The sequence below is a fragment of the Pseudocitrobacter cyperus genome, assembly GCF_039889165.1.
Taxonomy (GTDB): Bacteria; Pseudomonadota; Gammaproteobacteria; order Enterobacterales; family Enterobacteriaceae; genus Pseudocitrobacter; species Pseudocitrobacter cyperus.
In genome coordinates this window covers 176,521-188,576 of record NZ_JAYMYY010000002.1, presented here as the reverse complement: position 1 = coordinate 188,576, position 12,056 = coordinate 176,521, and the positions used below count along the sequence as shown (strand labels likewise).

The following is a 12,056-nucleotide window of genomic DNA, read 5'->3' as shown; positions in this document are numbered from 1 at the left end:
GAGAAGCAGGGAGAACACCATGCAAAAACGTATCGTAATCACCTCTATTTTGACTGCCGCAGCACTGTTTACCGTCGCGGGCTGTTCGTCGAACCAGGCCGTGAAGACCACCGATGGCCGGACAATTGTGACTGATGGTAAACCGCAGGTTGATGATGATACCGGACTGGTCTCCTATGAGAACGCCGAAACCGGTAAAACTGAGCAGATCAACCGCGATCAGGTTAAATCCATGAATGAGCTGAACAACTGATTTATTTTGCCGGGTGGCGCTGACGCTTACCCGGCATACCCGCCGCACAACTCCCCCCTAATTGTTCTGTTAGCCAGGCCGCTTGCGGTCTACACTGTGCTTGTTACATAACAATAATGCAGTGATAACAGGCTAAACATGATTCTCATTATTTATGCGCATCCTTATCCGCAGCACTCGCATGCGAATAAACGGATGCTTGAGCAGGTAAGGACACTGGATGACGTAGAGGTTCGCTCGCTCTACAGCCTCTATCCAGACTTCAATATCGATATCGCCGCGGAGCAGGGCGCTCTGAGTCGCGCCGACCTCATCATCCTTCAGCATCCCATGCAATGGTACAGCATGCCGCCGCTGCTTAAACTCTGGCTTGATAAAGTGCTATCGCACGGCTGGGCGTATGGCCATGGTGGCACTGCGCTGCACGGCAAAAGCATGATGTGGGCAGTGACCACCGGCGGGGCGGAAAGTCATTTTGAGATTGGCTCGCACCCTGGCTTTGATGTGCTGGCGCAACCGCTGGAAGCGACGGCGATTTATTGCGGCCTGAAGTGGCTGCCGCCGTTTACCCTCCACAGCACCTTTATCTGCGATGAAGAAACCCTGCAGGCGAAGGCGCGTCATTACAAACAGTGCTTGCTGGCGTGGCAGGAGGATAATCGTGGATAACCATACTCTGATTCAGGCGCTGATTTATCTTGGCTCCGCGGCGCTGATTGTGCCGATTGCCGTCCGTCTCGGTCTGGGTTCGGTGCTCGGCTACCTGATTGCGGGCTGCATTATCGGCCCGTGGGGTTTGCGCCTGGTGACTGACGCTGAGTCGATCCTGCACTTCGCAGAGATTGGCGTGGTGCTAATGCTGTTTGTCATCGGCCTCGAACTTGACCCGAAACGGCTGTGGAAACTGCGCGCCTCGGTATTCGGCGGCGGCCTGCTGCAAATGGTGGTATGCGGCGCCTTGATTGGCTTGTTCTGTATGTTCCTCGGCCTGCGCTGGCAGGTGGCGGAACTGATCGGCATGACGCTCGCGCTCTCTTCAACAGCCATTGCCATGCAGGCGATGAACGAGCGTAACCTGACGGTTTCTCAGGTCGGGCGTAGCGCCTTTGCCGTGCTCTTATTCCAGGATATCGCGGCTATTCCGCTGGTGGCGATGATCCCTCTGCTGGCAACCAGCGGCGCGTCCACAACGATGGGGGCCTTCGCGTTCTCTGCGCTGAAAGTGGCGGGGGCGCTGGTGCTGGTGGTACTACTCGGTCGTTACGTAACGCGCCCTGTGCTGCGATTTGTCGCGCGCTCCGGCCTGCGGGAAGTCTTCAGCGCCGTGGCGCTGTTCCTGGTCTTCGGCTTTGGTTTGCTGCTGGAAGAAGTTGGCTTATCCATGGCGATGGGGGCGTTCCTGGCGGGCGTACTGCTGGCAAGTTCTGAGTACCGACACGCGCTGGAAAGTGATATCGAACCGTTTAAAGGCCTGCTGCTGGGGCTATTCTTTATCGGCGTCGGCATGTCTATCGACTTCGGCACGCTTATCGATAACCCGCTGCGTATTATTACGCTGCTGTTCGGCTTCCTGATTATCAAATCCGTCATGTTGTGGCTGATTGCGCGCCCGTTGCAGGTTCCACGTTCACAGCGCGCCTGGTTCGCGGTGCTGCTGGGGCAGGGGAGTGAATTTGCTTTCGTGGTCTTTGGTGCGGCGCAGATGGCGAACGTACTGGATGCCGACTGGGCGAAAGCGCTGACCCTGGCGGTTGCGTTATCCATGGCGGCGACGCCGATCCTGCTGGTGCTGCTGACCCGTCTGGAAGCGCGCAAAAGCGGTGGTGAACAGCGCGAAGCGGATCAGATTGATGAAGAACAGCCGCGCGTGATTATCGCGGGCTTTGGTCGTTATGGGCAGATTACCGGCCGTTTGTTGCTCTCCAGCGGCGTGAAAATGGTGATCCTCGACCACGACCCGGATCATGTCGATACCCTGCGTAAATTCGACATGAAGGTGTTCTACGGTGATGCGACGCGCGTTGATATGCTGGAGTCTGCCGGTGCGGCGAAAGCCGAGGTGCTGATTAACGCCATCGACGACCCGCAGACCAGCCTGCAACTCACCGAACTGGTGAAAGAGCACTTCCCGAACCTGACGATTATCGCCCGTGCCCGCGACGTGGAGCACTATATCCAGCTCCGCCAGGCCGGTGTGGCGTCGCCGGAGCGTGAAACCTTCGAAGGTGCGCTGAAGTCCGGCCGTATGGCGCTGGAATCGCTGGGGCTGGGGGCTTATGAGGCGCGTGAACGTGCCGATCTGTTCCGCCGCTTTAATATCCGCTTAATGGAGGAGATGGTGGAGATGGCCGAAAACGACGCCTCTACCCGTGCGGCGGCCTTCAAACGTACCAGCGCGATGCTCACGGAAATCATTAATGAAGACCGTAATCATCTGTCGGTTATACAGCGTCACGGCTGGCAGGGGACGGAAGAGGGAAAGCACAGCGGCAACCCGGCTGATGAGCCGGAAGTTAAGCCTTCTGCCTGAGTCCTGAAAATGTGATGTCACGCAGGGTTTACGGCTAAACAGTTGTTTCTGCTTAGCTGTAATGCTGGCAGTCCACTTCTCTCCCGTGGGCTCGCCAGCAATTCTGAAAATTTTCGTATTCTTTACTCTGCGCCCAGTCGACGAAAGATTATGCTTTCCGTATAGTGGCGACAATTTTTTTGCATCCGGGAAATATTCAATGATCAGTCTGATTGCTGCGCTGGCGGTAGATCGCGTCATCGGTATGGAAAATGCCATGCCCTGGAACCTGCCCGCCGATCTGGCGTGGTTTAAACGCAACACCCTGAACAAACCCGTAGTGATGGGGCGCCTGACCTGGGAATCTATCGGGCGTCCGCTGCCGGGTCGTAAAAACATCGTTATCAGCAGTAAGCCGGGCAGCGACACGCGCGTCCAGTGGGTAAAATCTGTGGATGAAGCCATTGCCGCCTGCGGCGACGTGGAAGAGATCATGGTGATTGGCGGCGGTCGCGTCTATGAGCAGTTCCTGCCGAAAGCGGACAAGCTTTATCTGACGCACATTGATGCGGAAGTGGAAGGCGACACGCATTTCCCGGATTACGATCCGGACGAGTGGGAATCCGTATTCAGTGAATTTCACGACGCGGACGAGCAAAATTCCCATAGCTACTGCTTTGAGATTTTAGAGCGTCGATAGAGCCCTTAACCCTCTCCCCAAAGGGGAGAGGGGACGCATAGTGCCATTTTTAAAAAATGCGCTGGTTTTCGAGGGGGATTACGACGCCACAGCCTCGCCCATCCCGGGTTCAATATGACGGTTCGACGGTTGGGTAAAATAGCGTTTATCTTCCCAGCGCAGGCAGGTTAAATCCCCACCCCAGCAGCAGCCCGTATCCAGCGCGTAAACGCCTTCCGGCGTGCCGCGACCTTCCAGAGAGGCCCAGTGGCCGAACACCACGCTGTATTCATCCGTTACCGGGCCTGGGATTGCAAACCAGGGTTTCAGCGGCGCAGGGGCGTTTTCCGGCGCTTCTTTGGTATACATGTCCAGTTGCCCGTTCGGGAAGCAGTAGCGCATGCGGGTGAACGCGTTAGTGATGAAACGCAAACGCGCCAGGCCGCTCAACTGCGGCGACCAGTTGTTCGGCATATCGCCGTACATGGCATCCAGGAAGAACGGGTAGGAGTCGCTCGACAGCACCGCTTCAACGTCGCGAGCGCACTGTTTCGCCGTCTCCATATCCCACTGCGGGGTGATACCGGCGTGAGCCATCACCAGCTTCTTCTCTTCATCCACCTGCATCAGTGGCTGACGGCGCAACCAGTTCAGTAGCTCGTCTGCATCCGGAGCTTCGAGCAGCGCGTTAAGCCGGTCTTTCGGTTTGTTGCGGCTGATCCCGGCAAACACCGCCAGCAGATGCAGGTCGTGATTACCGAGGACGATGCGCACATCGTCACCCATCGATTTTACATAGCGCAGCACATCCAGGGAGCCTGGCCCGCGCGCGACAAGATCGCCCGTCAGCCAAAGTGTGTCTGTCCCAGGGGTAAACTCCACCTGATCTAACAATGCGATCAACTCATCAAAGCAACCGTGAATGTCGCCAATAAGGTATGTAGCCATCTGTTTTTAATGGATTAGTGTAGGGACAAAGAGACGGAATACGGGAATGTCGATGGAGAACGGCCTGCCGTCTACATCGATCATTTCATAGTGCCCCTGCATGGTGCCAAGCGGGGTTTCCAGTACGGCGCCGCTGGTGTACTGATATTCGTCACCGGGCGCGATATGCGGCTGGACGCCAACGACGCCCTCGCCCTGTACTTCTGTTGTACGGCCATGACCATTGGTGATGAGCCAGTAGCGGCTCAGTAGCTGAACCTGAGTTCGCCCAAGGTTGCGGATCGTTACCGTGTAGGCGAAGACATAACGCTCTTCGTCCGGTAGAGACTGCGATTCAATGTAGACACTTTGAACCTGGACGCAAACTCGGGGCGAATCAATCATGGTTTAGCTCTCCTTCGGCGGCGCGTTTTCTGCCAGATAGTTGGCCATCTTGCAGTACTGCGCAACAGAGATATTTTCTGCCCGCATCGTCGGATCGACGCCCAGTTCAGTCAGTGTCTCCACGCTGAACAGGTTGCCGAGGCTGTTGCGGATCGTTTTACGACGCTGGTTAAACGCTTCCGTGGTGATACGGCTCAGAACGCGAACGTCTTTCACCGGATACGGCATCGTGCTGTGCGGCACCAGGCGTACCACGGCAGAATCGACTTTAGGCGGTGGCGTAAAGGCGCTCGGCGGCACCTCTAATACCGGGATCACCTGGCAGTAATATTGCGCCATCACCGTTAAACGACCATACGCCTTGCTGTTCGGGCCTGCAACCAGACGGTTAACCACCTCTTTTTGTAACATGAAGTGCATGTCAGCGATCGCATTAGTATAGCTAAACAGATGGAACATCAGCGGCGTTGAGATGTTATATGGCAGGTTGCCGAATACGCGCAGCGGCTGACCCAGCGTTTGCGAAAGCTCAGCAAAGTTCATGGTCATGGCGTCTTGCTGATAAATCGTCAGCTTCGGCCCCAGAAACGGGTGTGTTTTCAGACGTGCAGCCAGGTCGCGGTCAAGCTCGATGACCGTCAGTTCGTCAAGGCGTTCGCCAACCGGTTCGGTCAGCGCCGCGAGGCCCGGGCCGATTTCAACCATTGCCTGGCCTTTCTGGGGGTTGATTGCCGAGACAATACTATCGATCACGAACTGATCGTTGAGAAAGTTTTGCCCGAAGCGTTTACGGGCTAAGTGGCCCTGATGGACTCGATTATTCATTTAGAGTTAACAATCATTTTGATGGCGAGATTAAGCGCCGTAATAAAACTGCCGACATCCGCTTTTCCCTGGCCTGCCAGTTCCAGCGCAGTCCCGTGGTCAACGGAAGTTCGAATAAAGGGTAAGCCGAGGGTGATGTTCACACCGCGACCAAAGCCCTGGTATTTTAGCACGGGTAGACCCTGATCGTGGTACATTGCGAGCACCGCGTCAGCATGGTCGAGATATTTCGGCTGGAAGAGGGTATCCGCAGGCAGCGGCCCGCTCAGATTCATCCCCTTCGCGCGCAGCGTATTGAGCACCGGAATAATAGTGTCTATCTCTTCTGTGCCCATGTGGCCGCCTTCTCCGGCGTGGGGGTTGAGCCCGCATACCAGGATATGTGGCGCTGCAATGCCAAATTTGGTCTGTAAATCGTGATGTAAGATCGTGATCACTTCATCGAGCAGTACCGGGGTGATCGCATCACTGACAGCCTTCAGCGGCAGATGCGTGGTTGCCAGCGCGACGCGAAGCTCTTCGGTCGCCAGCATCATCACTACTTTTTCCACCTGTGAGCGCTGTTCAAAAAACTCCGTATGGCCGGTAAACGCCACGCCAGCGTCGTTGATGATCCCCTTATGCACAGGCCCGGTGATCAGGGCGGCAAATTCACCGCTCAGACAGCCGTCGCAGGCGCGCGCCAGCGTATCCACCACATAGTGACCGTTCTGCGCGTTAAGCTCGCCTGGCGTCACTGGCGCGCGTAGCGGCACAGAAAGCAGGGTAAGCGTACCGGCACGTTGCGGCAGGGCGGATTCTTCGGGAGTGTAAGGCAGAAGAGAAAGCGGAAGGCCAAGGAGAGCGGCTCGCTCACTGAGGAGTGCGCCATCGGCGCACACCACCAGTTCAACGGGCCAATCGCGCTGGGCGAGCTGGATAACCAGCTCCGGGCCAATCCCGGCGGGTTCGCCGGGCGTGATCACCACACGATGGGTTGTTGTCATTAGTTGCTCAGGATTTTGACATAAGCACTGGCGCGTTGTTCCTGCATCCAGGTCGCCGCTTCTTCAGAGAACTTACGGTTCATCAGCATGCGGTACGCTTTGTCTTTCTGCGCGGCATCGGTACGGTCGACATTGCGGGTATCCAGCAGCTCGATCAGGTGCCAGCCGAAAGAAGAGTGAACCGGGGCGCTCATCTGGCCTTTGTTCAGTTTCATCAGCGCATCGCGGAACGCAGGATCGTACATGTCCGGCGTAGCCCAGCCTAAATCACCGCCCTGGTTCGCTGAACCTGGATCCTGAGACAGTTCTTTCGCAGCGTTGGCGAAAGTGGTTTTACCGCTACGAATATCGGCAGCAACCTGCTCCAGTTTCACGCGAGCCTGATCGTCAGTCATGATTGGCGACGGTTTCAGCAGAATGTGGCGGGAGTGAACTTCGGTCACGGAGATGCTCTGCGAGCCACCGCGCATGTCGTTGATTTTCAGGATATGGAAACCGACACCGGAACGAATTGGGCCGACGATGTCGCCTTTTTTCGCGGTGGTCAGCGCCTGAGCGAAGATGCCCGGCAGTTCCTGAATACGACCCCAGCCCATCTGGCCGCCTTTCAGCGCCTGCTGGTCAGCAGAGTAGGAGATAGCGAGCTTACCGAAGTCGGCACCGCCGCGAGCCTGCTCAACGATAGACTCCGCCTGGCTCTGCGCTTCGTTGACCTGATCAGAAGACGGGTTTTCCGGCAGTGGGATCAGGATGTGGCTGAGGTTCAGTTCCGTGCTGGCATCGTTCTGGTCGCCAATTTGGCTTGCCAGCGCGTCAACTTCCTGCGGCAGTACGGATACGCGACGACGCACTTCGTTGTTACGCACTTCAGAGATGATCATCTCTTTGCGGATCTGGCTGCGATAGGTGCTGTAGTTCAGACCATCGTAAGCCAGACGGCTGCGCATCTGATCCGGCGTCATGTTATTTTGCTTCGCAATGTTAGCGATAGCCTGATCCAGTTGGTCGTCAGAGATTTTGACGCCCATTTTCTGGCCCATCTGCAACAAGATTTGGTCCATGATCAGACGTTCCAGGATCTGGTGGCGCAGAGTTGCGTCATCCGGTAACTGTTGTCCAGCCTGACCCGCGTTGAGCTTGACGGATTGCATCAGCCCGTTGACGTCGCTTTCAAGCACGACACCATTGTTTACGACGGCTGCTACTTTATCGACAACCTGTGGGGCGGCGAAACTGGTATTCGCGACTAACGCGATACCAAGAAGCAGCGTTTTCCAGTTCTTCATACTTTTTCCATTTCAATTAACAAACCGCTCGGCGGTTTAAGTTTCTGTCAGTGTCGTTACAGCGAGTTCTGGTACGGCAGAATGTTCGAACGCAGCATTTGCTGGGTACCCAGACCATAGTTCGAACTCAATCCACGAAGCTCAATATTAAAGCCGATTACGTTATCGTAGACGGCGTGATCTTTAGCCCCTTCGCTATCCCAACCGTTCAGCTTACGTTCATAGCCAACACGGATGGCGTAGCAGCAGGAGTTGTACTGCACGCCCAGCATCTGATCGGCCGGTTTATGACTGTTGGTGTCAAAGTAGTACGCGCCCACAACAGACCAGCGATCGGCAACAGGCCAGCTCGCGATGCCGCCCACCTGGGAGATCCCGTTCTTATACTGCTCGGACGTCGAGTAGTTAGACGGTAATGTCGCCTGGATATATTCCGGGCTGGCGTAACGGTAGCTCAACTGGACTAAACGATCCTGGTCACGGCGATACTCAAGGGTGGTGCTACTGGTGGAGATGTTATCCAGACGTTTATCGTACTGGATGCCGCCACGCAGGCCCCAACGGTCGGTCAGACGTAAATAGGTGTCTCCCGCCCACACCAGTGAACCGGTGTTGTCATCATTTTGCCAGGTCGTTGTATCATCACCGGAACGAGACTCGGTGAAATAGTAGATTTGACCAACAGAAACGTTAAAACGTTCAATCGCAGCTTCATCATAAACGCGCGAGGTAAGACCGGTCGTCACCTGGTTGGCCGACGCAATGCGGTCAAGGCCGCCGTAGGTGCGGTCGCGGAACAGGCCGTTGTAGTCAGATTGCAGCAGCGATGAGTCATAGTTGTAGATATTGCTCTGGTCTCTGTACGGCACGTACAGATACTGTGCACGAGGCTCCAGCGTCTGGGTGTAGCCCGCAGACCAGTCCATATCGCGCTCAAACACCATTTTGCCGTCGACTTTGAACTGCGGCATGACGCGGTTCACTGAGTCGTCATAGACGGTGTTTTCGATGTTCTTCTGCTGATAATGGGTAGCGAGCAGCTTCGCTTCGGTGTTAACACTTCCCCACGCGTTCGCGAGCGGCAGGTTGATCGTCGGCTCAAGGTGCAGACGTGTCGCTTCCGGATTATTACTGTTGGTGTTAACAAAATTCACCGCCTGGCCATAAATACGGGTATCAAACGGCCCAACGTCATTTTGATAGTAATTCACATCCAACTGCGGTTCAGCAGAGTACGAGTTACTGCTGGTTCGGTCGAACACCTGGAACTGTTTGGTCGACACTGTCGCGTCGAAGTTCTGCACCGCATAGCCGACGCTGAATTTTTGCGTCGCGTAGCCGTCGGTACTGGAGCCGTACTTGGAATCAAAGTCGTTGAAATAGTTAGGATCGCTGACTTTGGTGTAATCGACGTTAAAGCGCCATACCTGATCCAGCACGCCAGCGTGTTGCCAGTAGAACATCCAGCGGCGGCTGTTATCGTCATCCGGGTGCTCATCGCTATAGACTTTATCCGACGGCAGGTAGTCGAGTTCCATTAAACCCGCACCCGCTTTGGTCAGATAGCGGAACTCGTTCTCCCACATGATACCGCCACGCTTGTGCATGTAATGCGGCGTGATGGTCGCATCCATGTTTGGCGCAATGTTCCAGTAGTACGGTAAGTAGAACTCGAAGTAGTTCTTAGTACTGTACCGGGCATTCGGGATCAGGAAGCCTGAACGGCGTTTATCACCGATTGGCAACTGTAAATAGGGGCTATAAAAGACCGGAACCGGGCCCACTTTAAAGCGAGCGTTCCAGATCTCCGCAACTTGTTCTTCGCGATCCTGAATCACTTCGGAGCCGACAACGCTCCAGGTGTTGGAGCCCGGCAAACAGGACGTGAATGTCCCGTTCTCAAGAATGGTGTAGCGGTTTTCACCGCGCTGTTTCATCAGGTCTGCGGTTCCGCGGCCCTGACGTCCCACCATCTGGTAATCACCTTCCCAGACGTTGGTATCTTTGGTATTGAGATTCGACCAGGCTTTCGGCCCTTTCAGGATCACCTGATTGTCGTCGTAGTGTACATTACCGAGAGCATCGACCGTACGCACGGGCGCGGGTTGGCCTTCCGGCTGTTTTTGATGAAGCTGAACTTCATCGGCCTGCAAGCGGCTATTTCCCTGGTTAATATCGACATTGCCGGTAAACACCGCATCGTCAGGGTAGTTCCCTTTTGCGTGATCGGCGTTAATCGTGACAGGCAGATTGTTAGTATCGCCTTGCACTAAAGGGCGGTCGTAGCTCGGCACGCCCAGCATACATTGCGAAGCGAGATCGGCAGCCATGCCTTGTTGGCTGTACAAGGCACTGGCAATCATTGTTGCCAGGAAGGTGGGAATACGTTTTTTCATACGTTGTATTTGTTGTTCCGTCATCGATAGCATTGCGGCTTGCAAACGGTCAGAGACTAACGTACTCATCGTCGTGACGCTAGTATTTATCCTGCCCGTCCCTGCCAGAGGTGTTAGGCACGGCATTGAATGACGGGTATGATAATGCATATTTTAGCTGCTGGCATGACGATTTGGGGAGTATATGCAGTATTGGGGAAAAGTGATTGGTGTGGCCATCGCCTTATTTATGGGCGGCGGGTTCTGGGGCGTGGTTCTCGGGCTACTCGTGGGACACATGTTTGATAAGGCGCGTAGCCGCCGGATGAACTGGTTTGCTAACCAACAGGAGCGCCAGTCCCTCTTTTTTGCCACCACCTTTGAAGTTATGGGGCATCTGACCAAATCGAAAGGACGTGTCACGGAAGCGGACATCCATATTGCCAGCTTGTTGATGGACAGAATGAACCTGCACGGCGCATCGCGCACGGCGGCTCAGCAGGCATTTCGCGTGGGCAAATCAGATAACTATCCGCTGCGTGAAAAAATGCGCCAGTTTCGTAGCGTCTGCTTTGGTCGTTTCGACCTGATTCGGATGTTTCTTGAAATTCAAATTCAGGCGGCGTTTGCTGACGGTTCACTGCATCCGAACGAACGCGACGTGCTGTATGTGATTGCGGAAGAACTCGGCATTTCGCGCGCGCAGTTCGACCAGTTCCTGCGCATGATGCAGGGCGGGGCGCAGTTCGGCGGTGGTTATCAGCAGCAGTCTCAGGGCGCAGGCGGCTGGCAACAGGCGCAACGCGGCCCGACGCTGGAAGATGCCTGCAATGTGCTGGGCGTGAAAAGCGGCGACGACGCGGCGACGATCAAACGCGCATACCGTAAGCTGATGAGCGAGCATCACCCGGATAAACTGGTGGCCAAAGGTTTACCGCCAGAAATGATGGAGATGGCGAAGCAGAAAGCGCAGGAGATTCAGAAGGCGTATGAGCTAATTAAGGAACAGAAAGGGTTTAAGTAGGATTGTGCAGTGGGAGCCCCTCACCCTAACTCTCTCCCACAGGGAGAGGGGACAGACGGTGCTGTTTGCTCCCTCTCCCCGTGGGAGAGGGCCGGGGTGAGGGCATCAGGCCGCAGAGGCCTCAAAAATCCACCGGCGCCTTAAACGTCATACTTGTCCCATACTCCGGATGCGTAATCGTCAGGGTCTGCGCATGCAGCAGCAGACGCGGTGCCATCGCCAGCGCTTCCGGCGTCGCGTAAAAGCGGTCGCCCAGAATCGGATGGCCTAACGCCAGCATATGCACACGCAACTGGTGCGAACGCCCGGTAATCGGCTTCAGCAGCACACGGGCGGTGTTATCGTCCGCGTACTCCAGCACTTCATACTCCGTTTGCGCCGCTTTGCCGGTTTCATAACACACCTTCTGCTTCGGCCGGTTCGGCCAGTCGCAAATCAGCGGTAAATCCACCAGACCCTCTTGCGGCTTTGGATGCCCCCAGACGCGCGCCACATACTGCTTTTTCGGCTCGCGCTCGCGGAACTGACGTTTAAGCTCGCGTTCGGCCGCTTTGGTCAGGGCCACCACAATCACTCCGCTGGTCGCCATATCCAGACGATGGACAGATTCGGCCTGTGGATAGTCGTGCTGCACACGCAGCATTACGCTGTCTTTATGCTCCTCCTGACGGCCCGGCACGGACAACAAGCCGCTCGGCTTGTTGACCACCATAATGTGCTCGTCCTGATAGAGAATAACCAGCCACGGATCCTGCGGCGGATTGTAGTTTTCCATTCCCATAGCGGG

12 protein-coding genes are annotated in these 12,056 nt (G+C 55.7%); 5 read left to right on the top strand and 7 right to left on the bottom strand.

The features are described from left to right. The first annotated feature begins 19 nt into the window (after positions 1–19). From VSR74_RS09655 to folA, 4 genes are all read left to right on the top strand, one after another. Positions 20–253, top strand: a complete 234-nt coding sequence (locus VSR74_RS09655; protein ID WP_347794528.1) for a YgdI/YgdR family lipoprotein — start codon at positions 20–22, stop codon at positions 251–253. A gap of 138 nt (positions 254–391) precedes the next feature. Next, on the top strand, positions 392–922 hold the full coding sequence (gene kefF, locus VSR74_RS09650) for a glutathione-regulated potassium-efflux system oxidoreductase KefF (RefSeq protein WP_347794527.1): 531 nt from the start codon (positions 392–394) through the stop codon (positions 920–922). Further along, a complete protein-coding gene (gene kefC / locus VSR74_RS09645; RefSeq protein WP_347794526.1) occupies positions 915–2,783 on the top strand; it encodes a glutathione-regulated potassium-efflux system protein KefC in 1,869 nt (622 codons plus the stop codon). Before kefF ends, kefC begins: the two co-directional genes overlap by 8 nt. A 199-nt stretch (positions 2,784–2,982) precedes the next feature. Continuing rightward, on the top strand, positions 2,983–3,462 hold the full coding sequence (gene folA / locus VSR74_RS09640; protein WP_347794525.1) for a type 3 dihydrofolate reductase: 480 nt from the start codon (positions 2,983–2,985) through the stop codon (positions 3,460–3,462). Positions 3,463–3,540: 78 nt separating this feature from the next. Here the strand turns inward: folA and apaH are convergent, their stop codons facing one another. From apaH to lptD, 6 genes are read right to left on the bottom strand one after another with little or no spacing between them, the layout of a single operon-like run. After that, complete coding sequence (apaH, locus tag VSR74_RS09635) at positions 3,541–4,389, bottom strand: bis(5'-nucleosyl)-tetraphosphatase (symmetrical) ApaH (RefSeq protein WP_347794524.1); 849 nt, start codon at positions 4,387–4,389, stop codon at positions 3,541–3,543. A gap of 6 nt (positions 4,390–4,395) precedes the next feature. Further along, positions 4,396–4,773: a Co2+/Mg2+ efflux protein ApaG gene (gene apaG / locus VSR74_RS09630; protein WP_347794523.1), complete on the bottom strand. Its 378-nt coding sequence runs from the start codon at positions 4,771–4,773 to the stop codon at positions 4,396–4,398. A 3-nt stretch (positions 4,774–4,776) separates the two neighbouring features. Further along, positions 4,777–5,598, bottom strand: a complete 822-nt coding sequence (gene rsmA / locus VSR74_RS09625; protein WP_347794522.1) for a 16S rRNA (adenine(1518)-N(6)/adenine(1519)-N(6))-dimethyltransferase RsmA — start codon at positions 5,596–5,598, stop codon at positions 4,777–4,779. Continuing rightward, positions 5,595–6,584: a 4-hydroxythreonine-4-phosphate dehydrogenase PdxA gene (gene pdxA, locus VSR74_RS09620; protein ID WP_347794521.1), complete on the bottom strand. Its 990-nt coding sequence runs from the start codon at positions 6,582–6,584 to the stop codon at positions 5,595–5,597. The genes rsmA and pdxA overlap by 4 nt, the downstream gene beginning before the upstream one ends. After that, positions 6,584–7,870, bottom strand: a complete 1,287-nt coding sequence (surA, locus tag VSR74_RS09615; RefSeq protein WP_347794520.1) for a peptidylprolyl isomerase SurA — start codon at positions 7,868–7,870, stop codon at positions 6,584–6,586. Before surA ends, pdxA begins: the two co-directional genes overlap by 1 nt. Positions 7,871–7,926: 56 nt before the next feature. Next, positions 7,927–10,266, bottom strand: a complete 2,340-nt coding sequence (lptD, locus tag VSR74_RS09610) for an LPS assembly protein LptD (RefSeq protein WP_347794869.1) — start codon at positions 10,264–10,266, stop codon at positions 7,927–7,929. 184 nt (positions 10,267–10,450) lie between these two features. Between lptD and djlA the strand changes: the two genes are divergently transcribed. Beyond that, positions 10,451–11,269, top strand: coding sequence for a co-chaperone DjlA (gene djlA / locus VSR74_RS09605; RefSeq protein ID WP_347794519.1), 819 nt, complete (start codon positions 10,451–10,453; stop codon positions 11,267–11,269). Positions 11,270–11,390: 121 nt separating this feature from the next. Here the strand turns inward: djlA and rluA are convergent, their stop codons facing one another. Continuing rightward, positions 11,391–12,050 (bottom strand): bifunctional tRNA pseudouridine(32) synthase/23S rRNA pseudouridine(746) synthase RluA, encoded by a 660-nt coding sequence (gene rluA / locus VSR74_RS09600; RefSeq protein ID WP_347794518.1) that lies wholly within the window; start codon positions 12,048–12,050, stop codon positions 11,391–11,393. Between the last annotated feature and the right edge of the window lie 6 nt (positions 12,051–12,056).

Excerpts from the sequence above, each read along its gene's own strand:
- rsmA (WP_347794522.1), bottom strand. The coding sequence starts at position 5,598 with ATGAATAATCGAGTCCATCAGGGCCACTTAGCCCGTAAACGCTTCGGG.
- apaG (WP_347794523.1), bottom strand. The coding sequence starts at position 4,773 with ATGATTGATTCGCCCCGAGTTTGCGTCCAGGTTCAAAGTGTCTACATT.
- surA (WP_347794520.1), bottom strand. The coding sequence starts at position 7,870 with ATGAAGAACTGGAAAACGCTGCTTCTTGGTATCGCGTTAGTCGCGAAT.
- apaH (WP_347794524.1), bottom strand. The coding sequence starts at position 4,389 with ATGGCTACATACCTTATTGGCGACATTCACGGTTGCTTTGATGAGTTG.
- VSR74_RS09655 (WP_347794528.1), top strand. The coding sequence starts at position 20 with ATGCAAAAACGTATCGTAATCACCTCTATTTTGACTGCCGCAGCACTG.
- rluA (WP_347794518.1), bottom strand. The coding sequence starts at position 12,050 with ATGGGAATGGAAAACTACAATCCGCCGCAGGATCCGTGGCTGGTTATT.
- folA (WP_347794525.1), top strand. The coding sequence starts at position 2,983 with ATGATCAGTCTGATTGCTGCGCTGGCGGTAGATCGCGTCATCGGTATG.
- pdxA (WP_347794521.1), bottom strand. The coding sequence starts at position 6,584 with ATGACAACAACCCATCGTGTGGTGATCACGCCCGGCGAACCCGCCGGG.
- kefF (WP_347794527.1), top strand. The coding sequence starts at position 392 with ATGATTCTCATTATTTATGCGCATCCTTATCCGCAGCACTCGCATGCG.
- lptD (WP_347794869.1), bottom strand. The coding sequence starts at position 10,266 with ATGAAAAAACGTATTCCCACCTTCCTGGCAACAATGATTGCCAGTGCC.
- djlA (WP_347794519.1), top strand. The coding sequence starts at position 10,451 with ATGCAGTATTGGGGAAAAGTGATTGGTGTGGCCATCGCCTTATTTATG.